Origin of the sequence: Nonomuraea sp. NPDC049607, assembly GCF_040675375.1 — a bacterium.
GTDB lineage: Bacteria > Actinomycetota > Actinomycetes > Streptosporangiales > Streptosporangiaceae > Nonomuraea.
In genome coordinates this window covers 1-23,863 of the sequence record NZ_JBFAOV010000052.1, presented here as the reverse complement: position 1 = coordinate 23,863, position 23,863 = coordinate 1, and the positions used below count along the sequence as shown (strand labels likewise).

Below are 23,863 nucleotides of genomic sequence, written 5' to 3'. Positions count from 1 at the left end.
ACAACGCTGCGTGTGTGGGGCAATCGTGCTGATCGTTGCATCGTCCGAGGCGGCGGGACGCTCACGGCGAAACCCGGGCCCCGGCGTGTCGCACGATATTCGGATATTTGCCTCGATACGGTGGGCGGATCGCGGGGGAGGCCGGGCAAGACGGCACGATCTGTCCCTGTGGTCTGGTGGAATCTAGTGCTGTGAGTGGTCAGACCTGGCGGTTGGTGCGGCGTGGCAGCGGGAGCCCTGTTGGGCCTCCTGCGCTGGATGAACACCAGCGTGCCGTGGTCGAGCACCGGAGCGGCCCGCTCCTCGTCCTCGCGGGGCCCGGCACGGGCAAGACGACGACGATCGTCGAGAGCGTGGTCGAGCGTATCGAACGGCGCGGGGTCGACCCCGAGCGGGTGCTCATCCTGACCTTCAGCCGCAAGGCCGCCGAGGAGCTGCGCCAGCGCGTCACCGGCCGGCTGCGGCGCACCACCCGCTCGCCCCTGGCGCTGACCTTCCACTCCTACGCCTACGCGCTCCTGCGCCGCGAGTCCGTGCTGGAGGGCAAGGCGCCGCCGCGCCTGCTGACCGGCCCCGAGCAGCTTCTGGAGATCCGGCGGCTGCTCCACGGCGAGCTGGAGACCGGCGCGCTCGACTGGCCGCCGTCGCTGCGCGAGGCGCTCAAGACGCGCGGCTTCGCCGAGGAGGTGCGCGACTTCCTGTCCAGGGCTGCCGAGCGCGGCCTCGACGCCGAGCGGCTGGTCGCGCTCGGCCGGCGGCACGGCAGGAGCGACTGGATCGCCACCGGCCGCTTCTACGAGCGCTACCAGGACCGCTTCGACCTCGACCCCGAGGAGACCTACGACTACGCCGAGCTGATCGGGGCCGCCTCGGCGCTGCTGACCAGGCCCGAGGTGCGCGAGCGCGAGCGGGCCGCCCACGACGTGCTGTTCGTGGACGAGTACCAGGACACCGACCCGGCACAGGAGCACCTGCTCGGCCAGCTCGCCGGCGACGGGCGCGACCTCGTCGCGGTGGGCGACCCCGACCAGTCGATCTACGGGTTCCGGGGCGCCGACGTCCACGGGATCATGAAGTTCCCCGAGCGGTTCAGGACGCTCGACGGGCGCGAGGCGCCGGTGCTGGCGCTGCGCGTCTGCCGCCGGAGCGGGGCCGACCTGCTGGAGGCGTCCCGCCGGGTCGCCGCCCGCCTGCCGATCGCCCCGGCTCCCGACCACGACCAGCGGCACGGCCACCGTGACCTGGTCCCGACTGCCGACGCCGACCTCGGCGACGTGCGCGTCCTGCTGGCCGACAGCACCAGCCAGGAGGCCGCGATCGTCGCCGACACGCTGCGGCGGGCGCACCTGATCGAGGGGGTGCCCTGGAAGCGCATGGCGGTGCTGGTGCGTTCGGCCAAGCGCCAGGTGCCGCTGCTGCGGCGGGCGCTGGTCAACGCCGGGGTGCCGACGATGATCGCCGGTGACGAGGTGCCGATCGCCCAGGAGCCGGGGGTGCGGCCGCTGCTCACGATGTTGCGGGTGGCGCTCGACCCGGCGCAGCTCGACGAGGGGGTGGCCGAGGAGCTGCTGACGGGCCCGCTCGGCGGCACGGACATGATCGGCGTACGCCGCCTGCGCCGGGCGCTCAAGATAGCCGAGAACGAGGCCGTGGCTGCCGAGGAGACCGCCGAGGAGCCTGCCGAGGCTCGATCGTCCGGCGAGCTGCTGGTGGCGGCCCTCCAGGACGTCCGGGAGCTCACCCGGGTCGAGCCGCACGTCGCCGTCCCCGCCGAACGCGTCGCCAAGCTGCTCGCCGCCGCCCGCGAGGCCGCCGCGGAGGAGGGCACCGCGGAAGACCTCCTGTGGGCCGTGTGGCACGCCAGCGGCCTGGGCCGGCGCTGGTCCGAGCAGAGCCTGTCCGGCGGCTCCCGCGGCGCGCAGGCCGACCGCGACCTCGACGCGGTGGTGGCGCTGTTCGACCACGCCGCCAAGTTCGTCGACCGCATGCCCAAGGCGGGCCCCGAGGTGTTCCTCGACAACCTGGCCGCCCAGGAGATCCCGGGCGACACGCTGGCCGACCGCGCGCCCGACGGCGACGCCGTACGGGTGCTGACGGCCCACCGGTCCAAGGGCCTCGAATGGGACATCGTGGTCTTGGCGGGCGTCCAGGAGGGGGTCTGGCCCGACCTGCGGCTGCGCGGGTCGCTGCTGGGCGCCGACGACCTGGTGGAGGTGGTCGAGGGGGCCGAGCCGAGCGCCGCGTCGCTGGCCTCCAAGCTGCTGGCCGAGGAGCGCCGGCTGTTCTACGTCGCCGCCACGCGGGCCAGGCGGCGGCTGGTGGTCACGGCGGTCGGCGGCGAGGACACCGACGAGCGGCCCTCCCGGTTCCTGTCGGAGCTGATGCCGGGCGAGGTCGAGTCGGCGACGGTCGACGACCGGGCGCGCTGGCTGACCATGTCGGCGCTGGTGGCCGACCTGCGCAGCGCGGTGACCGACCCCACCAGACCGGCCAAGGTCCGGCGGCGCGCCGCGCGGCAGCTCGCCCGCCTGGCCGCAGCCGGGGTCCAGGGCGCCCACCCCAACGACTGGTACGCCCTCACCCCCATCACCGACGACCGCCCGCTGAGCTGGCCGGACGACATCGTCAACATCTCCCCGTCCGCGGTCGAGAGCTTCACCAAGTGCGGCCTGCGCTGGCTGCTGGAGACGGCGGTCGGCGCCGCGGGCACCAGCACCGCCCAGGGCCTCGGCAACGTCATCCACGCGCTGGCCATGCTGGCCGCCACCGACCTGCCCGGCGAGGACGTGCTGAGCGAGCGGCTCGACCAGGTCTGGAACGAGCTCGACTTCGGCGGCGTCTGGTACAACCGCAAGCAGCGCCAGGTCGCCGAGCAGATGATCGGCAAGTTCCTGCGCTGGCAGAAGGACAACCCGCGCGAGCTGGTCGCCATCGAGGAGTCGTTCGTCGCGATGGTCTCCGAGGGCGTGCAGATCAAGGGCCGGGTCGACCGGGTCGAGCGCGACGACGACGGCCGGGCGGTGATCATCGACCTGAAGACGGGCGGCTCGAAGCCCAAGGCCGGCGAGCTCGACCGTCATCCGCAGCTCGGCGTCTACCAGCTCGCCGCGCTGCTCGGCGCGTTCGCCCGGCACGGCATGACCGAGCCCGGCGGCGCCGCGCTGGTCCAGCTCGGCAAGGCGGCCGGCAAGAACGCCGCCACCGAGCAGCGGCAGGGCGCGCTGGCCGACGACAGGAACCCCGGCTGGGCCGCCGACCTGGTCGACACGGTCGCCACGGGCATGTCGGGCCCGTTCTTCCAGGCCAAGGTGAACGACGGCTGCCGCACGTGCGCGGCGCGGGCGAGCTGCCCGGTCAACGACAACGGGGGCCAGGTGTGCTGAACCCGGTCGAACTGGCCGACAAGCTCGGCATCCTGCCGCCGACGAGCGAGCAGGCCGCGGTCATCGAGGCGCCGCTCGAACCGATGGTCGTCATGGCCGGCGCGGGCTCGGGCAAGAGCGAGACGATGGCCGGGCGGGTGGTCTGGCTGGTGGCCAACGGCCTGGTCAAACCGGAGAACGTGCTGGGGCTGACGTTCACCCGCAAGGCGGCGGCCGAGCTGGCCGTCCGGGTCAGGGAGCGCCTGACCGGGCTCGCCGAGGCGGGCCTGGTCGCGCCCGGCGCGCTCGACAACGAGCCGACCGTCTCCACCTACCACGCCTACGCCGCCCGGCTGGTCACCGACCACGCCCTGCGCGAGGCGCTCGAACCCACCATGCGCCTGGTCACCCCGGCGGTGTCGTGGCAGCTCGCCTCGCGGGTGGTGGCCCTGTACGACGGGCCGATGGACAAGATCGAGCTGGGCCCGCCCTCGGTCACCGCCGCCCTGCTCGAACTCGCCGGCGAGCTGTCGGAGCACCTGCGCACCGCGGCCGACGTACGGCGGATGGGGGAGTGGCTGGAGGCCCGGCTGGGCGCGCTGCCGGGCCGTACGACCCTGGCCCAGCGCAAGCCGGTCGGCGTGCAGGCGGCCAGGGAGCAGCTGCTGCCGCTGGTGGAGGCGTACGAACGGCTCAAGCGCCGCCGCGAGGTCATCGACTACGGCGACCAGATGTCGCTGGCCGCCCGGATCGCCGCCAACCACAAGGAAGTGGGCGAGATCGAACGGTCCCGCTACTCCGTGGTCCTGCTCGACGAGTACCAGGACACCAGCCACGCCCAGCTCGTCCTGCTGCGCTCGCTCTACGGCGGCGGCCATCCGGTCACCGCCGTCGGCGACCCCTGCCAGTCCATCTACGGCTGGCGCGGCGCCTCGGCGGGCAACCTGCGCCGCTTCCCCCGCGACTTCCGCACCGGCGCCGGTGAGCAGGCGCCGGTCCGCCAGCTCAGCGTCAGCTTCCGCAACGGCGACCGGGTGCTCGACGTCGCCGCCCGCGTCCAGCTCCCGCTGCGCATGGAGGCCCGCGAGGTCCCCGTGCTGGTGCCGGGGCCCAACCGGGTCGATCGGGGCCGCGTCACCTGCGCCTTCCACGAGACCGCCGAGGACGAGGCGAAGTGGATCGCCGACGGCGTGGCCAGGATCCTCGGCCAGGAGACCGCGCCCGACGGCCTGCCCTGGGGCGAACGGGAGCGCAAGAAGACGCTCGCCGTCCAGCCCCAGGACGTCGCGATCCTGGCCCGCAAGCGCTCGCAGTTCCCCGCGCTGCGCAAGGCGCTCGAAGACCGCGACATCCCGGTCGAGGTGGTCGGGCTCGGCGGCCTGCTGACCGTGCCCGAGGTCAACGACATCGTGGCGACCCTGCGGGTGCTCTACGACGCGACCGCCGGCGACGCGCTGGCCAGACTGATGGCCGGGCCGCGTTGGCGGGTGGGCCCGGCCGACCTGCGGGTGCTGGGGGAGCACGCCAGGGAGCTGGCCCGCGAGCTGAGCGAGAGCCACCGCGCCGACGACCCGCTCGACCAGGTGGTGGCCGACCTGGCCGAGGAGCGCGGCAGCCTGGTCGACGCGCTCGACGAGCTGCCCGACCGGCCCGAGTGGCTGGAGTCGTTCTCGCCGTTGGCCCGTACGCGGCTGGTCGCGCTCGCCCAGGAGTTGCGCCAGCTGCGCGGCCACACCGCCCAGCCGCTGCCCGACCTGGTCACCGAGGTCGAACGCAGGCTCGGCCTGGACATCGAGGTGGCCGCCCGCAGCGGCACGGTCTCGGCGTTCGCCGCGCGGGCCGACCTCGACGCCTTCATCGACGCGGCCGCCAGGTTCGCCGGCGATGCCGAGGACCCGACGCTGGGCGCGTTCCTGGCCTATCTCCAGGCGGCCGAGAGCGAGGAGTTCGGGCTGGAGGCCGGCCGGGTGGGTGAGAGCAACAGCGTCAAGCTGATGACCGTCCACGCGTCCAAGGGGCTGGAGTGGCCGATCGTGGTCGTGCCCGGCCTGTCACAGCTCGTCAGCTCGAAGGGCACGATCGCGACGGGCAGCGTGTTCCCGGCCACGCCGGTGATGAACAGCCGCTGGACCGACAACCCGCGCAAACTGCCCTACCCGCTGCGCGGCGACGCCGCCGACCTGCCCCGGCTGGGCGGGCTGAGCAAGGAGGAGCTGGCCGCGTTCGACGAGCAGTGCCGCGAGCGCGACCTGATGGAGGAGCGGCGGCTGGCGTACGTGGCCGTCACCCGGGCCCACTACCACCTCATCGCCTCCGGCTACCGCTGGGGCACCGCCACCAAGCCGCTGGAGCCGTCGGAGTTCCTGCTGGAGATCCGCGACACGGCCGACCGGGTGTCCTACTGGGCGGGCGACCTCGCCGAGGGCGCCACGAACCCGCTGCTCGCCGAGCCCGCCGAGGCCGTCTGGCCGGTCACCCCCGAGGGCCTGCGCTACGAGTCGGTGCTCGACGGGGCCCGGCTGGTCGAGGACGCCCTGGCCGGCAACCTGGGCGAGGACGACGACGAGCCGCTGCGCCCGTTCGAGGAGGAACGCCTGCGCGCCTGGGAGCGCGACACCGACCTGCTGCTGCGCGAGCGCGAGCTGAACCGGCGCAGACCGGCCACCACCGTCGAGCTGCCGGCCAAGCTGACGGTGTCGTCGCTGGTCACGCTGGCCACCGACCCCCGCGAGCTGGCCCGCAGGATCCGCCGCCCGGTGCCGCGCAAGCCGGCGCCGCTGGCCCGCCGGGGCACGTCGTTCCACAAGTGGCTGGAGGGCCGCTGGGACCAGCAGCGGCTGATCGACGACTTCGACCTCGACCCGCTGGACGAGCTGGAGGAGGCCGACGTGCGGCTGGCCGAGCTGCAGGAGCGGTTCGAGGAGAGCGAGTGGGCCGACCGGCGGCCGGTCGACCTGGAGGTGCCGTTCGAGACCATGATCGCCGACCGGCTGGTGCGCGGGCGGATGGACGCCGTGTTCGAGCTGCCCGACGGCGGTTACGAGGTGGTCGACTGGAAGACCGGCGTCCCGCCCAGGGGCAAGGCGGCCCGGACGGCGTCGGTGCAGCTGGCCGCGTACCGGCTGGCGTGGTCGCACCTGGCCGGGGTGCCGCTGGAGAAGGTGGGCGCGGCCTTCCACTACGTCCGGGCCAACACGACCGTGCGGCCGGTGAACCTGCTCGACGCCGCCGGGCTGGTCGCGCTCATCGAGGCGGTCCCGGCGGCGGAGCCGGTCTCAGAGTCCTAGGTGGTGGAAGGCGGGCTCGGGGTGCATGAGGAAGTCGTGGTGGGAGATGTTCCAGGCGTAGGCCCCGGCCATGCCGAACACCACCCTGTCCCCCACCCGCACCGAGGTCACGACGTCCCGGGCGAAGACGTCCTTGGGGGTGCAGAGCTGGCCCACGAACGTCACGGGCTCGTCGGCGACCCCCGGCCCGCGGCCGCCCGTGGGCAGGATCGTGAACGGCTGGTCGTGGCCCTTGGTCACCGGCGTGCGCAGGTGGTGCGTCCCGCCCAGGACGATCGCGTACGCCCGCCCGCGCACCCGCTTCACGTCCACGACCTCGGTGACGTAGTGGCCGCAGTAGGCGGTGAGCGACCGGCCCGGCTCGACGCGCAGCCGCCGCCCGGCCCGCAGCGCGGCCAGCCCCTCGCCGTACGCCGCCCAGTCGAACCGCTCGCCCGACGTGTACGACACCGCCATCCCCCCGCCCAGGTTCACCTCCGGATGCCCGGTCTCCAGCAGGGCCTCGGCCAGCCGGAGGAGCTGGGCGGCGGCCAGTCCGCTGGCCAGGTGGGCGTGCAGGCCGCGCAGCCGTACCCGGTCGGTGAACAGCGGCAGGCACTCGGCCAGGCCCGCCTCGTCCATGCCGAACGGCCCGCTCATCGTCAGCGCGGCCCCCTCGACCGGCAGGTCCGGGTTGGCCCGCAGCAGCACGTCCGCCTCCAGCCCGGTCGCCAGCAGACGGCGCAGCTCGTACGGCGACTCCACGTGCAGCCGGTGGTGCGGCAGCCGCAGCTCGGCGTCGGTCTTGCCGGGCCCGCCGAGCGCCAGCCGCGCGCCCGGGAACAGCGCCGAGACATGCGCGTGCTCGCCCGCCGACGACACCTCGAACCCGTCCACGTGCGCTGACAGCACCCGCAGCAGCTCGGCGTCGGGGTTGGCCTTGACCGCGTAGAACAGCTCGACCTCGCCCAGCGCCGCGCGCACCGACGCGGCGTGCTCGTCGAGCGCGGGCAGGTCGTAGAGGTAGGCGGGCAGCGCGGGCAGCCGGGCCGCGGCCTCCAGGACGCGGTCCGGGCGAGCGGGCTCGCGCTCCAGGACGCCGCTCACGCGAGCGGGTTCGCGATCGGGACGTAACCGGCGCCGCGGTCGGCCGCCCTGGCCCACCGCACCCGCAGGTTCGCCTTGGCGGGCAGCGGCGCCCCGGCCAGCAGGTCGCGCAGCGGGAGCGGCCGACCGAGCTCGGCGGCCTGCCGGTCGAGCAGGTCGCGGGCGGCCCGCCACAACACCCGCAGCAGCCCGTCGTCGTGGCCCGCCAGGGTGGCGGCGATCTCGGTGAGGTGGTTGACGAACAGGCAGTAGACGACGCGGGCCCAGCCGCGCGCCGGGTCGTGGGTGAGGGCGGAGGCCACGGCCGGGTGCAGTCCGCCGAGGTCGTGGCGGCCCGCGACGAGCTTGACGCCCTCCAGGTCGCGGAAGATCGCCTGGACGGGCGTCCCGGCGGCGTCCAGGCCGACGAGCACGTTCTGAAGGTGAGGCTCCAGGACGACGCCGTGGGTGAAGTACAGGTCCAGGACCGGGAGCGCGACCGCCGACACGTACGCCGTCCACCAGGCCAGGGGGTCCGCGGGGGCGGCGTCCAGGGCGAGGGCGGCGGCGAGCACCGGGGTGACGCCGGGGTCGCAGACGGTCCACGGGCTCGCCCTGACGATCACGCCCAGGCCCTCGCGCTGCCCGAGTGCCGTGCGGTAGCCGGGCTCGGGGAGCCAGCGGGCGGCCGGGTGACGCGTGGCCACCTCGGCCAGGACCGGGGCCAGCCGGGAGGTGAGCTCGACGGCTCCGGCCAGCTCGTACCAGGCGTTCTTGCGTACGCAGTTCGTGATCCGCACGTCCAGGGAGAACTTCAGGCACACCTCCGCGTCCGGGACGTACACCGTCCGGACCGACGAGGTCGGCACCGCGACCGGCCCCGGCCCCAGATCGACCAGCTCGGGGCCGTACGCGGGACGCAGCAGGGCGAGCTGCCACGGATGGGCGGGCAGCAGCCGGTAGCCCCCGGCCGCCGGTCCCAGCGCGTCGAGGGCCGTCAGGTCGCCTTCCTCGGCGAGCGCGTCGTGGCGTACCGCGAGGAGCCGGAGGGGGAAGGCGGCGTGGGCCTCGGGCGCGTAGCGCAGCCAGTCGGCGCCGTCGCGGGCCTTGGGGGTGGGATGGAAGGGGTGGCCGTACACGAGCGCCTGCTCCGAGGCCAGCCAGGGATCCGCGGGCGGCTCGGCCGCCGGCCTGGCCGCCAGGATCGCCGCGATGGCGTCCCGGCTGGCGGCCACCTGGCCGGCGAACTCGCCGTTGGGTTCGACGGGGAGGTGCGCCGGACCGGCTCCCAGCCCTTGGCGCGCGTGCTCGTCCTGCCGGTCGGCCAGGTCGGCTTCGGCCAGCCGGACCAGCTCGGTGACCGTCAGCGGCCGCCAGGAGCCGCCCTCCAGGCGTTCGGGCGGGCCGTCCAGGCGCAGCGCGGCCCCGCCGTGGGTACGGGCGCGCAGCAGCGTCCCCGCCACCCGCAGCAGCACGTACGGCGGCGCCGGCCAGACCAGCCCCCTGGGCCCGGCCACCTCGCGCACGCAGCAGCGCAGCAGGGCCGCCAGCGTCGCCTCCTCGGCCGGCGTCCCGATGGCCAGGACGTCCATTCACGCTCTCCTCAGGTAGTTGGGCCCGCTGATGCCGTAGAACTTGTTCACGTCCCGCGCCCCGGACCGCTCCTTGGCCACGAGCGTCCCGGCGGTGACCATGGACTTGCCGGTGAGCCTGGCCGCGCCGAGCGTCCTGGCGCGCAGGAGCCGGGCCATGGGGTGGTCGCCGTGCTCGTCCAGCGCCGCGGCGAGCGTGTCGCGCACCAGGGCCGCCGCCCGCGCCGGCGGCAGCACCGCGAACGCCACCGCCGCCGCGGCCAGGTGCAGCGTGATCGTGACGAACACGTCGGCCAGCGCGTGCGGGTCGTCGGTGAGCATGCGACCGTCGGAGAAGTCGGGCACCTCGATCCCGGCCGCCGCCAGCCTGGCCGGCGAGGCCAGCAGGCCGTCGTTGTCCTTGACCAGCAGCCGCAGGTCGCCGTCCCGCAGGACGAGGGCCAGGTTCTGCTGGTGGGTCTCCAGCGCGACGCCGTACCGGACGAACAGCCGCACGTTCCAGCGCAGCAGCAGGCGCAGGTAGCGGGGCAGCACGTCCGGCCCGAGCCCGTCCAGCACGCCGGGCACCGACAGCGCCGCGACCGGCACGATCGTGCCCGCCGGCAGCCGCCTGACCATCCACGCCAGATACTCGTGGCCCGCGTGCGCGTGGGTCTGCTCGTCGGCCAGCAGCACGCCGGGATCGGCCAGCCGGCGCAGCAGCAGCTCGGCCCTGGCGCCGTCCTCCAGCGTGCCCGGCCTGATCGAGCGCCGGTTGCGCACGCCGAGCGTGCTCACCGGCAGCGGCAGCTTGAGGTGCGTACGCGGCCCCACCTCGACGGTCCGCATGGACAGGGTGGGCCGTACGGTGACCGCCTCCTCGGCCAGCACCCGTACCCCGTCGATCTTCGCCACCTCCTCGACGGCCATCGGGTGCACCGGGAACAGCACGCCCTCGCCCGCCGGCCGCGGCACGTCCGCCGGCAGGCCCGTCGCCGCGTGCGGGACGACCGCCCACCGCAACGCGAACGAGGGCGCGAACTCCGGCGCGTACGCCTGCAGGTCCCGGTCCGAGGCGCCGATCCTGGCCCGCGAGGTGGGATAGACGGGATGGTCGGCGAACGCCGCCAGCGACTCGTACGACGGCCCGCGCCGCAGCACCTCCTCGGCGTGCGCGTCGTGCAGCTCCAGCGCGGACAGGGCGGTCAGGCACTCGTCGAAGAAGGCCGCCACCCCCTCGGCGTCGGCCGGGTCGGCCACCTCCACGAGCGTCTCCAGCACCTGCTCCAGCCCCAGCCGCTCGTCCGGCGCCACCACGAAGTCCTGGAACGGCGATCCCGGGACCAGCCGGACCCACCGCCCGTCGGCCAGCAGCAGCCCGGCCCCGGCCCTGGTCCGGTCGAGACGGGCGGCCAGCCCGCCGTAGTCCTCGCGGACCAGCGCGTCCAGCACCCGGGCGGCCAGGTACGCCTCCCGCGACCTCACCCGACCACCCACGGCCGGGCCGCCCGGTAACGCTCGACGGCGGCGTCCACGCGGGCCCGGTCCGGTCCCACGGCCCGGATGACGCCCAGGTAGTCCCGGTTCGTGTGGGTCAGCTCAACGACGTCCCCGATCGCCCGCAGCGGCCGGTGCCACAGCCGTACGCCGCCGTCCTCGACGTCCTCCTGCGGCGGCGCCTCCCGGACGACGCCCGGCCGGTCGGCGACCACGCTGACCGCGCAGCCGTGCCGGGACGAAGGCGGCGGCCCGGGCACCGGCTCCCCGAGATGGGTGCGCAGGATCCACTCGAACAGCGGCACGCCCAGCACGTCGGCCAGCAGGAAGTCGCAGTGGTCGCCGATCGCCCGGTAGTTCACCTCGACGATCCGGGGCCCGGCGGCCGTCAGGACGTACTCGGTGTGGCAGGCGCCGAAGCCCACGCCGAGGGCCCGCAGCGCGGCGAGCACGTGCGCGTCGGCGTCGGGCGCCCAGTCGAGCCGCTCCTCCACGAAGTGCGGCAGCGCGCCCAGCGTGGTCGCGAACCCGCCCAGCACCCGCGTCGCGGAGCCGTCCCCGAGGGTCTCCAGGGTCCGCAGCGGGCCTTCGAGGTACTCCTCCACGACCAGCGTCTCGCCCGGACGCCGCCGTCTGGCCTCGGCCACGGCGCGGGGGAGGTCGTCCTCGACCAGTACGACGTCCTCGCTGGCCACCCCTTCGCGCGGTTTCAGCACCACGGGACAGGGCAGGCGCTCGGGCGCCGGGTCGGCGGGCGCGAGCCGCACGGTACGCACCGCCTCGACGCCGGCCTCCAGCAGCCCCCGTCGCATCAGGAACTTGTTCTTGGCGGCCAGGCAGGCCCGCCAGTCCTTGCCCGGAAGCCCGAAGTACGACGCCGCGAGAGCGGTCTCCGCCTGGAGGTGATCGGAGTTGGAGAAGATCGCGTCGGGTCTGCCCAGGTGCTCGACCGCGTCGATCAGGGCCCGCGGGTCGCGGACGTCGCAGCGTACGGAGCCGGGATGCCGCTCGGGCCGGTCGGTCAGCACGATCACCTCGCACCCGAGGGCCCGCGCGGCGGGCAGGAAGCCGTACGTCACCGAGTCCGTCGGCTTGAGGGCGGTCAGGTAGAGCCGCAACTAAGGCACCCCCGAGGAAGAATCAGGTAAGGCTAACCTAACTCGACGATCCTAGCCTGTCGATGATCGTTCCGGGGCCCGCACAGCCTAATCGGCGGCTAACCGCGAGGTCATAGGATGACAAGGAACTTGGGGAGGGGCGGCCAGTGGAAAAGACCGCGGAAGAGCAACTCATCGGCCCACTGCTCCTGGCACGGGGGACCATCGACAGATCGTCGGCGCTGCGCGCCGACGATCGATGGCTGGAGAAGGCGTGGGCCGACCCCGGGACCAGGGTGCTGGTGATCGACAACGGCCACACTCTGGTGCGGCGGTCCGGGGACGAGGTGCACGCGGTGCTCTACACCCCCGCCGACGCGCCGCCGGGCGAGCGTTACCTGCTCGGCGTCGAGGGCGGCACGGTCTACTTCGCGGTGTCCGCGCCGCTGCCCGGCACGCCGGCCGGCGACCTCAACGGCCGGGTGACGATGCCGATGAGCCTGTCCGACACGCCCGAGGGCCGTCCGGTGCCGGCGGGGCTGCGCCAGGTGGGCGGCCTGCTCGGCGACCGCGACGCGGGCCTGCTGGTCCACGCGGTGGCGCTGGAGGCCTGGCACGCCACCCACCAGTTCTGCCCGCGCTGCGGCGCCCGCACGGCGGTGCAGGCCGGCGGCCACGTCCGGGTGTGCCCGGAAGACGCCAGCCAGCACTTCCCGCGCGTCGACCCGGCGGTCATCATGCTGATCAGGGACGAGGACGACCGCTGCCTGCTGGCCCGCGGCCCGCAGTGGCCCGAGGGGCGGCTGTCGATCCTGGCGGGCTTCGTGGAGCCGGGCGAGTCCCTGGAGTACGCGGTGGTCCGCGAGGTCGCCGAAGAGGTCGGCGTCAACGTCGTCAACCCGCGCTACCTGGGCAGCCAGCCGTGGCCGTTCCCGCGCAGCCTCATGCTCGGCTTCTTCGCCGACGCCACCACGACCGCGCTGATCCCCGACGCCGACGAGATCGCCGAGGCGCGCTGGTTCAGCCGGGAGGAGCTGGTGGCCGCCCTGCGGTCGGGCGAGGTGCGCCTGCCGCCCCCGGTGTCGATAGCCCGCCGCCTGATCGAGACGTGGTACGGCGGCGAGCTCATCGGCGACTGGTGATCAGGCCGCGCCGAGCAGGGCCTTGACCTCCCGAGCGGAGGGGTTGGTCCGGACGACCCGGCCGTGGGCGGTCTCGATCACCACGGTCGGAACGGTCTGGTTGCCGTTGTTGACGCTCATGACGAATTCGGCGGCGGCCGGGTCGCGCTCGATGTCGACCTCGTCGAACGCGATGCCCTCGCGGGCGAGTTGCGACTTGAGCCGCTTGCAGGGGCCGCACCAGGTAGTGCTGTAGACCGTGAGCGCCATGTCGGGTTGTCCCTCCAAGGTCAGGAAATCAGGCGCTCCGTGCAACAACGTGGAGGCGTCCGCTTAATCCCTACCCGAGGCGCTCTAGCCGATGCGCTCGGCGATCCACGCCTGCACCCGCTCGGCCACGCCCGGTTCCCGGTAGAGAGGAGCGCTGTGATTGGTGCCCGGCGCCGTGATGATCGTCATCGGCACGCCCACCTGACCGAGCATCTGCTTGAGCAGCTGGCTCTGCGTCGGCGGCACGAACTCGTCCTCGGAGTGCACGGTGAGGATCGGGGCGTCCTTGGCGCTGGCGTGCCAGGCCACCTCCATGCTCGCCCACACGCGCGAGCACTTGCCCTTGGGCTCGCAGCCGCCGGCCAGCCGGATCGCGGCCTCGCGCAGCTTGCGCTTGTCGTGGTCGGCGGTCTTCTCGCCGTCGGCGTACGCGCGCAGCGGCGAGATGATCGGCGACAGCCCGACCACGCCCTTCAGCCCGGCGATGCCGTTGCCGTACGTGCCGACCGAGGCGGCGATGTGCCCGCCCGCCGAGAAGCCGACGACGACGTACTTGCTCGCGTCGAAGGCCCAGCGGTCGGCCTGCTTGCGTGCCAGGGCGATGGCGGCCAGCGCGTCGGTGCGCTGCGCCGGCCAGGCGGCCTCGCCGGAGAGGCGGTAGTTGAGGTTGAAGACCGTGTACCCGAGGTCGGCGTAGCTGCGGGTGATCTCCTTCATGTACTTCTTGTCGCCGCTCGACCACCAGCCGCCGTGGATCAGGAAGACGCCGGGGCGCTTCTGGCCGTCGGGCGTCCACCAGACGTCCATGTCCTGATGACGCTGGGAGCCATAGGAAAGGGTCTCCGTGGCCAGCCCGCCGAGACCGTCGGGGTCTGTGGGGTTGGTCACCACGGGCACGGGCGGCTCGGTCGCGAACGCGACGGCAGGTGTGAGCGCCACCGCAGCGAGCGCGAGCGCGCTCACCGTAACCGCTGTTCGCACGGCCTTCCTTTCCCCCATGCAGCATGGTCGGCCCCATTGTGGGGGAAGAGACCATTCCTTTGCATCTCGGTGACTATGAACATACGTCGGGCCGCATGTTGCCAGAATAAAGTGCTTCGGCGCCACTTGCGGGGAGGAAGATCGGGTGAACAGCGTGGATGACGTCCTGAGCGGCCTCGACCCGGAGCAGCGGGAGGTCGCCGAGGCGGTGCGCGGCCCCGTGTGCGTGCTGGCCGGCGCCGGCACGGGCAAGACGAGGGCGATCACCCATCGCATCGCCCACGCGGTGCGCACCGGGGTGGTCGACGCGCCGAGCGTGCTCGCGGTGACGTTCACCACCCGGGCGGCGGGGGAGTTGCGGCAGCGGCTGCGGGCGTTGGGGGCGCCGGGCGTCCAGGCCCGGACGTTCCACGCGGCCGCGTTGCGCCAGCTCACCTACTTCTGGCCCCGGGTGATCGGCGGCGAGGCCCCTTCGGTCATCGAGTCGAAGTTGCCGGTGCTGGTCGAAGCCTGCCGCCAGATCCGGAAAAATCCCGACCGGTCCGAGCTGCGGGACATCGCGGCCGAAGTCGAATGGGCCAAGGTCTCCCAGGTCGGCCCGGAAGACTACGTGGCCGCCGCCGCCAAGCACCACCGCACGCCGCCCGGCTCCCCGGAGGAGGTGGCCCGGCTCTACGAGGCGTACGAACGCATCCGCCGCGAACGCCACCTGGTCGACTTCGAGACCATCCTCGAACTGACCGCGGCCGTGATGACCGAGCACCAGGAGGTCGCGGCCCAGATCCGCCAGCAGTACCGCTACTTCGTCGTGGACGAGTTCCAGGACGTCAACCCGCTCCAGAAGCTCCTGCTCGACACCTGGCTCGGCGGCCGCGACGACATCTGCGTGGTCGGCGACCCCAACCAGACCATCTATTCGTTCACCGGCGCCAGCCCCCGCTACCTCACCAACTTCGCCGTCGAGCACCCGGGGGCCGCCGTCATCAGGCTGGTCCGCGACTACCGTTCCACCCCGCAGGTGGTGAACCTGGCCAACCTGGTGATCGCCAAGTCGAAGACCACCAACCGCCTCGAACTCATCGCCCAGCGCCCCGACGGCCCCAAACCGGTCTTCTCCGACTACGACGACGAGCCGGCCGAGGCCGCGGGCGTCGCGCGGGCGATCAGGAAGCTGATGGACAAGGGCGTGCCCTCGCGCGAGATCGCCGTGCTGTTCCGGGTCAACTCCCAGTCGGAGTCCTACGAGGAGGCCCTGTCCAAGGCCGAGATCCCGTACGTGCTGCGCGGCGCCGAGCGTTTCTTCGAGCGTCCGGAGGTGCGGCAGGCGGTCGTGCTGCTGCGCGGCGCCGCCCGGTCGGCCGCGGGCGAGCCGCTGGCCTCGGAGGTGCACCACATCCTGGCCGGGGTCGGACTGACCCCCTCCCCGCCCGGCGGCGGCAAGGCCAGGGAGAAGTGGGAGTCGCTGAAGGCGCTGGCCGACCTGGCCGAGGACATGGCCGCCGACGGCGCCGACCTGCCCGCTTTCGTCGCCGAGCTGGAACGCCGCGCCTCCGAGCAGCACGCGCCGCCGGTGGAGGGCGTCACGCTCGCCTCGCTGCACGCCGCCAAGGGCCTGGAGTGGGACGCGGTCTTCCTCGTCGGCGTCACCGACGGCATGATGCCGATCATCTACGCCGAGACCCCCGAGCAGATCGAGGAGGAGCGCCGCCTGCTCTACGTCGGCGTCACCCGCGCCCGCGAGCACCTGTCGCTGTCCTGGGCGCTGGCCCGCGCGCCCGGCGGGCGCAAGAGCCGCCGCCCTTCCCGCTTCCTCGACGGGCTCACCGGCCGCGCCTCGACGCCGCCCCGCATGAGCACCCCGGCCGGCGAACGCCGCCAGGTCGCCGCGCCGGTGAGCTGCCGGGTCTGCGCCAAGACGCTGGTGGCCGCCGCCGAGCAGAAGCTCGGCCGCTGCGCGACCTGCCCGGCCGACTACGACGAGGCCCTGCTCGAACGCCTCAAGGTCTGGCGCACGGCCACCGCCAAGGAGGCCAAGATCCCGCCGTACGTCGTCTTCACCGACGTCACCCTCCAGGCCATCGCCGAACGTGCGCCGGCCACCGAGCAGGAGCTGCTGTCGATCGCTGGCATCGGCCGGGTCAAGGTCGACCGCTACGGCGAGGCCGTCCTCGGCCTGTGCCGCGGGTGAGATCCCTCACGTACGGCCGGGCCCCTCACGCGTGTGACGTCCTTCGCCACCGGCCGAAACGATGGCCAGGCGGTTTTCCGCCAAGGCAGGGCGGGTTTGGGGGAACAGGCGGGGCACGTCAGACTTGTCCGTGGAATGTTCGTCTGTGAGGGGGCCCTGTGAACGAGGCGCTGAAGGAGCTGCTCGACCTGCTCGACCTTGAGCAGATCGAGCTGGACATCTTCCGGGGCAGAAGCCCGGAGGAGCGCATCCAGCGCGTCTTCGGCGGCCAGGTGGCCGCGCAGGCCCTCGTGGCGGCCGGCCGCACCGTCCCCAAGGACCGGCACGTCCACTCGCTGCACGCCTACTTCATCAGGCCGGGCGACCCGTCCATCCCCATCGTCTACAACGTCGAGCGCCTGCGCGACGGCCGGTCGTTCACCACCCGCCGGATCGTCGCCGTCCAGCACGGCAAGGCGATCTTCACGATGTCGGCCTCGTTCCACATCTTCGAGGAGGGCGTGGAGCACCAGGCGTCGGTGGCGCCGGTCGTGCCCGCCCCCGAGACGTTGCCGACGTTCCAGAACAGGATGTCGGAGGTGCTGGGCGACCACCCCGAGCTGCGGGAATGGCTCTCGCGCCCGCGGCCCGTGGACGCCCGCTACGTCTCGCCGCTGACGTGGGAGGCGCACCTGAACCCTGAGCTGCGTAGCGCCCAGACCAACGTGTGGTTCCGCTACGACGCCGATCTGCCGGACGACCCGCTGCTGCACGTCGTCCTGGCCGCCTACGCCTCCGACTTCACCCTCGTGGACACGATCCTGCTGGCCCACGGGATGGCCTGGGGAGCCTCGAACGTCATCGGCGCGTCCCTCGACCACGCGATGTGGTTCCACCGCCCGTTCCGGGCCGACGACTGGCTCCTGTACGCCCAGGAGGCCCCCTGGTCGGCGGGCGCCCGGGGCCTGGCGCGCGGCGAGATGTTCACCGCGTCGGGCGAGCTGGTGGTCTCCGTCGTCCAGGAGGCGATGATCCGCGTGGCGAAGTAGTCGCGTCACAGCGGGTTGTGACACCGTGGTTGTGTCACAAAATCGCAGGTAGAAAATATGTTGCCCCTTCCCGGCTTCCCGGTTTAGGGTCATGGACAAGCGAGTCGGACACTCCTGTTTCCGACGATCAAATGAGTGGAGGTGAGCCCCGGTGATGAGCATCAAGATGTCGGCCACGCAGTGGCTCGCTTCCGCACGCCGTGACTCGGTGAGGCTCGCCGATGGGCCGGCCAAGCTGCGGCAGGAGAAGTCTGCCCGTATCCAGGCCCCCGCCTTCCGCGCGAGGGCTCACGCGGGTGTCGCCGCTCCGCAAGGCGTTCCTGTCTATGGCGCAGGTATCGCTGCCCCGACCAACCAGCTCACCAAGGGTGGACTGTGCGGTCCGCAACCCTGGAGGGATGCTCCGGTCATAACCTGACCGGCACATAGCAGCCCCCAGGCCGCGGATCCGCACACAGGATCCGCGGCCTCTTTGTTTTTCCGCGATCCCCGACCACCTCCGAGGTGCCCGACCAAGATCAAAAAGCTCGATCAAAAGGAGAAGCAGATGGGGGCGAAGACGATCATGGACCTGATCGACGAAGCCAAGATCCCCTGTCGTACCGACCCTGACCTGTGGTTCGCAGAGTCACCCGAGGACGTCGAGTTCGCCAAGGCTCTCTGTGGCGGCTGCCCGATCCAGCAGGCCTGCCTGGCCCGCGCGCTGGAGCGCGAGGAGCCCTGGGGAGTCTGGGGCGGCGAACTGATCCTCAGGGGAACGGTTGTTCCCCGCAAGCGTCCGCGCGGGCGTCCCCGCAAGCACCCGGTCGCTGCCTGACCACCTTCCGGCCCTACGAACAAGAAAGAACCAGAACACCGATGAACACTTCTTCCACCAGGAGCCTGGCCGTGCCGTATCTGTTTCATGACTTGGTGAACGACCGAATACAAACTCTCCACCGAGAGGCGGAGGAGCAGCGTCTCATCCTGCGCGTAAGCCGCGTACAGCGGGCGCGACGCGAGGTCAAGCGGGCCAACGACCGCTTGCGAAGGGCGCTGGGTCAGCAGATGTGATCGCGGAGGTCCTGCCGCCGGCGCAGGATCTCCTGATCTTCACCTGCACCAGAAGAGCCGGGCGCACCCAGCGCCCGGCTCTTTCCATGTGACTGCTTCTGCACCGACCTCCGTCACGCGCCGGTGCAGGGCGATTCCTTCAAGACCTCCGCCTCTGTCACGCGCCATGAGGTCGGGGGTGGTTCTTCCGAGCGCCTCTCTGTACCGGCCTCCGTCACGCGCCGTCTGGCCGCCGGGCTTCACCCCGATCCGCAACCCAGGGCCTTGGCGCGTTTGTGATCCCGTTGGGCGGCCTTCTTGAGGGGCGGCAACCGGGCCTTCCGGCTTTGGGGCCCCATCGCCCTTGTGCGGAGCTGAAGGGGTACGGGCCCGCTGTGAGCTGGGAGTCCTGCGGCGCGTCCCGCCCTCCGAGCGACGTACGATGGCCCATGTGACCAGCAGACCCGCCGAAGCGCAGCACCTGCGTGACCTCGCCCTGCTGCGCCGCGTCCGCGACCGCATCGACCGCGACTACGCCCAACCGCTCGACGTCGAGGCCCTGGCCCGCGGCGTGAACATGTCGGCCGGCCACCTGAGCCGCGAGTTCCGCCGCGCGTACGGCGAGGCCCCGTACGGCTACCTGATGACCCGCCGCATCGAACGCGCGATGGCGCTCCTGCGCCGCGGTGACATGAGCGTCACCGAGGTCTGTTTCGCGGTCGGCTGTTCCTCGCTGGGCAGCTTCAGCACCCGCTTCGCCGAACTGGTCGGCGTACCCCCCAGCGTCTACCGCCGCCGCGCGGCGAGCGCGACCGCGGGCATGCCGTCGTGCGTGGCCAAACAGGTGACCAGACCCATCAGGAACCGAGAGACCGCGCTTACCTGACCCCAATTAGCGTGACTTCCATGGACATCACCATCCACTCCAGCTTCCTCCCACAGACCGACCCGGAAGCCTCCCTGACCTTCTACCGCGACGTCCTCGGCTTCGAGGTCCGCAACGACGTCGGCTACAAGGGGATGCGCTGGCTCACGGTCGGCCCGGCCGGGCAGCCGGACACCTCCATCGTCCTGCAACCACCGGTCGCGAACGGCTACGGCATCACCGACGACGAACGCCGCACCATCACCGAGATGATGGCCAAAGGCACCTTCGCCGGCGTGAACCTCGCCACCACCGACCTCGACGCCACGTTCCAACGACTGAAGGCCAACGGCGCCGAGATCGTCCAGGAACCGATGGACCAGCCGTACGGCGTTCGCGACTGCGCCGTACGCGATCCTTCCGGCAACCTGATCCGCATCCAGGAACGCCGCTCCTGACCCGCACTCGGCACCGTCGCCCCGGGCGCGTCCTTGAGGCCGTCCCCTGCCCCACGTGCAGGAACGTCACCCCAGCGATGGCCTCGCCGCGCGCAACACCCTTCCGAGGCTCCGCCTGCGACCAAGCGTCCAGAGACGGCGTCTCAAGGGGATCCGCCACCTCCGCGCCCCAACCCGTACGGACCTCACAAGGACCAGCCGAGCCCAGACGAACGGCCACCCTCTCCCTGCCCATGACACGATGGCGACATGATCCTTATCCGAAGGGACGATGCCGCGTAGGTCACCAGGCGTCGTGCGCGCCATGCATCGTCCAGGGGCTCAGGCTCCGAAGCCCGGCGGCCACCTTGACGCCACTGGTCCCGGAGCGAGGACGTCCGGAGGCGATGGCCCCCGTCGACCACCCGGGCGCTTGAGCGTCATGACGAGTTCCTGCGCGGTTGCTGCTTCCGCGCAGAGCGGCAGTTGGGTGCCTGGTGGTGACGGAGGCCGCACGAACAGACCTGAACGGCCGATCACAGACGGCCTGCCGTGGACCTGGGCATGCCGCCACGCGCGGTGACCGGCGAACCCCACGAAGATGGGCTGCCGCATGGCCCTCGACCAAGATCTCGGACAAGTCCCAGATGTGTGCGTGTCAAACGCTCTTCAGAACACGATCAAGTGCCGCCCGGCCCGCAGGTCCCCAGTGCGGCTTGCCGCCGGGAAGGCCCCGATCTCCGTTCTGTCCCATGAGCACCAGGAAGAGGCTCTTCATGGCGGCCAGCCCGCGGGCGCGCCGGATCGCCGCCTCGTCCGCACGCCCGTACCTGTCGAAGAACCGTGAGGCCGTGCCCGCGGGCAGCAGCACCCATGCGGCGGCGAGATCCCACGCCGGATCACCGGCGAACATGGCACCGAAGTCGATGACGCCCGAGAGCGTTCCGTCCGAGACGACGACGTTCGCGGGATGAAGGTCGCCATGCACCCACACCGGCGGCCCCTCCCACGCGTGGGCCGCAACGGCGTCGGCCCAGACGGCCCGGACGTCGGCAGCGATGTCGTCGAGGGCAACGGCCTGGAGGAAGTTCTCGAAGCCGTCCGTGCAGTCCCTGGGATGGGCGCCGAGGTCCGTACTGATCGGCGCCTCGGCGGGCGCCTCCACATGGAGTGCCTTGAGGAAGTCCGCCAGTGTGTCGGCCGCGTGGGCGCCGCGGCTGATCGAGCCGTGGTCCAGCGGCTCGCCGGGAACCCACGTCATCACGGTCCAGTGCTTGGGGAAGCGCTCGGACGGTTCGCCGAACCGGACCGGGTTCGGCACCGGGAGCGGCAGGCGCGGGGCCAGTACGGGCAACCACCGCCGCTCGTTGAGCTGGAGCTCCGGGGTGGGGTCCATGCGCTGCATGCGCACGACCAACTCGTCGCCGAGGCGCCACATCTGGTTGCCCCAACCGCCCACCACCTCGCGGATGGCCAGCCCCGCAAGGTCTGGATGTTGCTCCTGCAGCAAGTCGCGGACCAAATCTGCGGTGATCTCGATCTCGGTGTCGGTCATGCGAAGTCACAGTACCGAGGCGTCAGGCGGACCGGCTCTCGCTCAGGAGAAGCAGACATGTGCAAGTCGGCAAGGGTCACGTGCATGCCGCAGGAGCCGGGCTCGCCCCGACGACCGTCGAAGTGCTCCACGAACTCCTGCCCGGCGGTGCGTCGGTTCCTTGACGCATCCCCAACAGGCCCCAGCAAGACGGCCGGTCGGAGTCCTTCGAAGCACACTCCACCCAACAGAGCACCCCACTCTCCCCCGAGCGAGAGCGCCGTCCAGGTCAGCCGATCGCCAGAGCCTCGTCGTTCGGGTCGTCGGCGAAGCCCGGGACCCAGCGGATCACCTCGTCACGGAAGCGGGCCGTCGTGCCCAGCTGGCAGAGGACGCCGACGCCGGCCGCATGCACCCGGTGGATGAGCACGTACGACGGCGGCAGGTTGAGCTGGCGGACCACGTTCGTCGGCCGGAGATCCGCGACGCTGGCGGCCTGGGCCTGCAGCCACTCCCGGCTGAAGGTGAACTCCTCCACCGCCGTCGGCTCCACGTACGGTGCCAGGAAACCACGCAGGGCGTCGGCATCGATGTCGATGTCCTCGCGGATGAAGCCCTCCTCGCGCAGACCCGTCATCACCGTGCCCATGTCGCCCTGGTTGAAGATGCGCGTGAGCTGCCCGAAGACCTTCGGATACCCCTCAGGCAGACGGTTGACCGCGCCGAAGTCGAGGACGCCGAGCTTGCCGTTGGCCAGGACGCGGAAGTTACCCGGATGAGGATCGGCGTGCAGCATGCCGACCCGGGCGGGGGAGCAGAACAGGAACCGGACGAACAGCAGCCCCGCATGATCACGCTCCTCCTTGCTGCCCTCGGAGATCACCCGCGACAGGGGAGTGCCGTCCATCCACTCGCTGACCAGCACCATCTCGTTGGCCGCCACCACGTCAGGGACGTGGAAGTCGGGATCGCCGTTGAACTCCAGCGCGAAGGCGTGCTGGGCCTCGGCCTCGCGAAGGTAGTCGAGCTCCTCGGCGATCCGCTCGCGCAGCTCGGCCAGCAGCGCCTTCATGTCAAGGCCCGGCAGCAGCGCCCCGAACATCTTGCCCAGCCGGGCCAGCTGGGTGAAGTCGCCGAGCAGCGCCTTGCCCGCCCCCGGGTACTGGATCTTGACGGCCACCTCGCGCCCGTCGTTCCAGACGGCCTTGTGCACCTGGCCGATCGAGGCGGCGGCCGTGGGCCGGTCGTCGAACGAGAGGAAGTGCTTGCGCCAATCGTCCCCCAGCTGCTCGGTGAGCACCTTGTGGACGGTGGCGACCGGAAGCGGAGGGGCGGCGTCCTGGAGTTTCGTCAAGGTCGCCCGGTAGGGGCCGACGATCTCCGGCGGAAGCGCCGCCTCGAAGATCGACAATGCCTGCCCGAGCTTCATCGCCCCGCCCTTGAGCTCGCCGAGCACCTTGAAGATCTGTTCGGCAGTACGCTGCTGAACCTCCTGGGCCACGATTTCTGCTGATTTGCCGCCGATGCGCTTGCCCAGGCCGAGGGCGGCCCGCCCGGCGAACCCGAGCGGAAGGGTGGCCAACTTGGCAGAGCGGGTGACTGCCCGGCGCGGAAGATCGCTCACACTCATGCGCGGAACCTCTCCCGAGATGCCGCTTCCCCCCTTCGTGGTCGTCCCCTGAGCACGTCAGTCGCTGGTAGGTGACATGTCCATTGTTAGCGAATAAGGATTGTTTCGCATACAACGACATTGCGGATGACTGCTCCACGACCGCGTTTTCCAGCACCAATCAGGCATTACGTCCATTGTGCCGTTCGTCACAGAGGACGCACGGCCTTCGAGATGAGCAAGCGCATGGCCGGTCGCCGCGGCCGCGACGAGCGTGGCGAGAGTCGTGTCGCAGGCGATCTCCCCGGGCGGATAGCCCCCCAGCCGGGCGGTGACGATCGGCCAGGCGGGGTCGTGATCCCGGCGCGTCAGGTCGAGACAGTGCAGGCACGTCGTCTCCCCCGGAAGCACCAGCGGGCCGACGGACCCGTGCCCCTCGAAGGCCGACGCCAGCAGATGCGGGATGCCGAAGTCGGCCAGCTCGTTGACCAGCACCCCGTCAAGAGGCCCGACGGGCGCCAGGACGACGAGATCGGGACGCGCGGTCCCGTCCCCCAGATGAGGAGCGCCGGCCAGAACGTTCGAGGACGGGACGACATCCTGACCCACCTCAGGCACGCCCCGCTCCTCCACCCCCGGCGAGGAGGGCGGCCCAGCAGGGGAGACACGGGCGCCGCCGGTACGAGGCGACGCGCCGTCCGAGCGCATCGGCCGAGCAGCGGTGCCGGCCGCCGCGATACCCGGCCGCCTGGGCGGGACGCCGACATCCCCGGACGATGCAGGAACCTTGCGCACAGGTCGGCCCCCACCGGACGGCGCCGCGCTCCGAACCGTTGGCTGCGAGGACGAGGTGCGACTTCGTGCCCGGCCCCCGCCCCCGCCCCCGCCCCCGCCCCCGCCCCCGCCCCCGCCCCCGGCC

Annotated in this window: 17 protein-coding genes; 8 read left to right on the top strand and 9 right to left on the bottom strand. The window is 72.1% G+C overall.

The genetic code is table 11. The annotated features are described in order from the left end of the window. Positions 1–215 precede the first annotated feature (215 nt). Entirely contained in the window at positions 216–3,383 is a 3,168-nt protein-coding gene (locus AB0J97_RS47470; RefSeq protein WP_364102822.1) for an ATP-dependent DNA helicase, read from the top strand. Then, positions 3,377–6,649 carry an ATP-dependent DNA helicase gene (locus AB0J97_RS47465; protein ID WP_364102771.1) on the top strand — a complete coding sequence of 1,091 codons (3,273 nt, stop codon included), beginning with the start codon at positions 3,377–3,379 and terminating at the stop codon, positions 6,647–6,649. Before AB0J97_RS47470 ends, AB0J97_RS47465 begins: the two co-directional genes overlap by 7 nt. Here AB0J97_RS47465 and AB0J97_RS47460 read toward each other — a convergent pair. The 4 genes from AB0J97_RS47460 to AB0J97_RS47445 are packed head-to-tail and all read right to left on the bottom strand — an operon-like array spanning position 6,638 to position 11,900. Next, entirely contained in the window at positions 6,638–7,735 is a 1,098-nt protein-coding gene (locus tag AB0J97_RS47460; protein ID WP_364102768.1) for a type III PLP-dependent enzyme, read from the bottom strand. The two genes, AB0J97_RS47465 and AB0J97_RS47460, sit on opposite strands and share 12 nt — an antisense overlap. After that, on the bottom strand, positions 7,732–9,306 hold the full coding sequence (locus AB0J97_RS47455; RefSeq protein WP_364102765.1) for an IucA/IucC family protein: 1,575 nt from the start codon (positions 9,304–9,306) through the stop codon (positions 7,732–7,734). Before AB0J97_RS47455 ends, AB0J97_RS47460 begins: the two co-directional genes overlap by 4 nt. Next, positions 9,307–10,770, bottom strand: a complete 1,464-nt coding sequence (locus tag AB0J97_RS47450) for an IucA/IucC family protein (RefSeq protein WP_364102762.1) — start codon at positions 10,768–10,770, stop codon at positions 9,307–9,309. Then, on the bottom strand, positions 10,767–11,900 hold the full coding sequence (locus tag AB0J97_RS47445) for a siderophore biosynthesis protein (RefSeq protein ID WP_364102759.1): 1,134 nt from the start codon (positions 11,898–11,900) through the stop codon (positions 10,767–10,769). The genes AB0J97_RS47450 and AB0J97_RS47445 overlap by 4 nt, the downstream gene beginning before the upstream one ends. A gap of 146 nt (positions 11,901–12,046) precedes the next feature. Between AB0J97_RS47445 and nudC the strand changes: the two genes are divergently transcribed. Next, positions 12,047–13,021: an NAD(+) diphosphatase gene (nudC, locus tag AB0J97_RS47440; RefSeq protein WP_357708303.1), complete on the top strand. Its 975-nt coding sequence runs from the start codon at positions 12,047–12,049 to the stop codon at positions 13,019–13,021. Here nudC and AB0J97_RS47435 read toward each other — a convergent pair whose 3' ends face one another. Further along, a complete protein-coding gene (locus AB0J97_RS47435) occupies positions 13,022–13,270 on the bottom strand; it encodes a mycoredoxin (RefSeq protein ID WP_357708302.1) in 249 nt (82 codons plus the stop codon). 84 nt (positions 13,271–13,354) lie between these two features. Further along, complete coding sequence (locus AB0J97_RS47430; RefSeq protein WP_357708301.1) at positions 13,355–14,251, bottom strand: alpha/beta hydrolase; 897 nt, start codon at positions 14,249–14,251, stop codon at positions 13,355–13,357. A 154-nt stretch (positions 14,252–14,405) separates the two neighbouring features. On the opposite strand from AB0J97_RS47430, the gene AB0J97_RS47425 reads away from it, so the two are divergent. The 5 genes from AB0J97_RS47425 to AB0J97_RS47405 all read left to right on the top strand — a co-directional run bounded on the left by AB0J97_RS47425 (position 14,406) and on the right by AB0J97_RS47405 (position 19,822). After that, positions 14,406–16,439: an ATP-dependent DNA helicase UvrD2 gene (locus AB0J97_RS47425; RefSeq protein ID WP_364102819.1), complete on the top strand. Its 2,034-nt coding sequence runs from the start codon at positions 14,406–14,408 to the stop codon at positions 16,437–16,439. A 158-nt stretch (positions 16,440–16,597) separates the two neighbouring features. After that, a complete protein-coding gene (locus AB0J97_RS47420) occupies positions 16,598–17,467 on the top strand; it encodes an acyl-CoA thioesterase II (protein WP_189652464.1) in 870 nt (289 codons plus the stop codon). Between the two features lie 547 nt (positions 17,468–18,014). Then, the gene (locus tag AB0J97_RS47415) at positions 18,015–18,284 is read left to right on the top strand and encodes a WhiB family transcriptional regulator (protein WP_125636897.1); all 270 of its coding nucleotides are present in this window, start codon (positions 18,015–18,017) and stop codon (positions 18,282–18,284) included. Positions 18,285–18,941: 657 nt separating this feature from the next. Then, positions 18,942–19,385 (top strand): helix-turn-helix transcriptional regulator, encoded by a 444-nt coding sequence (locus AB0J97_RS47410; RefSeq protein WP_352352820.1) that lies wholly within the window; start codon positions 18,942–18,944, stop codon positions 19,383–19,385. Between the two features lie 20 nt (positions 19,386–19,405). After that, complete coding sequence (locus AB0J97_RS47405) at positions 19,406–19,822, top strand: VOC family protein (protein WP_364102753.1); 417 nt, start codon at positions 19,406–19,408, stop codon at positions 19,820–19,822. A 637-nt stretch (positions 19,823–20,459) separates the two neighbouring features. Here the strand turns inward: AB0J97_RS47405 and AB0J97_RS47400 are convergent. From AB0J97_RS47400 to AB0J97_RS47390, 3 genes are all read right to left on the bottom strand, one after another. Further along, complete coding sequence (locus AB0J97_RS47400) at positions 20,460–21,356, bottom strand: aminoglycoside phosphotransferase family protein (RefSeq protein ID WP_364102750.1); 897 nt, start codon at positions 21,354–21,356, stop codon at positions 20,460–20,462. A 268-nt stretch (positions 21,357–21,624) separates the two neighbouring features. Next, entirely contained in the window at positions 21,625–22,959 is a 1,335-nt protein-coding gene (locus AB0J97_RS47395; protein ID WP_364102816.1) for an AarF/UbiB family protein, read from the bottom strand. A gap of 63 nt (positions 22,960–23,022) precedes the next feature. Beyond that, a complete protein-coding gene (locus tag AB0J97_RS47390; protein WP_364102747.1) occupies positions 23,023–23,562 on the bottom strand; it encodes a hypothetical protein in 540 nt (179 codons plus the stop codon). Between the last annotated feature and the right edge of the window lie 301 nt (positions 23,563–23,863).

Excerpts from the sequence above, each read along its gene's own strand:
- AB0J97_RS47455 (WP_364102765.1), bottom strand. The coding sequence starts at position 9,306 with ATGGACGTCCTGGCCATCGGGACGCCGGCCGAGGAGGCGACGCTGGCG.
- AB0J97_RS47435 (WP_357708302.1), bottom strand. The coding sequence starts at position 13,270 with ATGGCGCTCACGGTCTACAGCACTACCTGGTGCGGCCCCTGCAAGCGG.
- AB0J97_RS47415 (WP_125636897.1), top strand. The coding sequence starts at position 18,015 with ATGGGGGCGAAGACGATCATGGACCTGATCGACGAAGCCAAGATCCCC.
- AB0J97_RS47410 (WP_352352820.1), top strand. The coding sequence starts at position 18,942 with ATGGCCCATGTGACCAGCAGACCCGCCGAAGCGCAGCACCTGCGTGAC.
- AB0J97_RS47405 (WP_364102753.1), top strand. The coding sequence starts at position 19,406 with ATGGACATCACCATCCACTCCAGCTTCCTCCCACAGACCGACCCGGAA.
- AB0J97_RS47400 (WP_364102750.1), bottom strand. The coding sequence starts at position 21,356 with ATGACCGACACCGAGATCGAGATCACCGCAGATTTGGTCCGCGACTTG.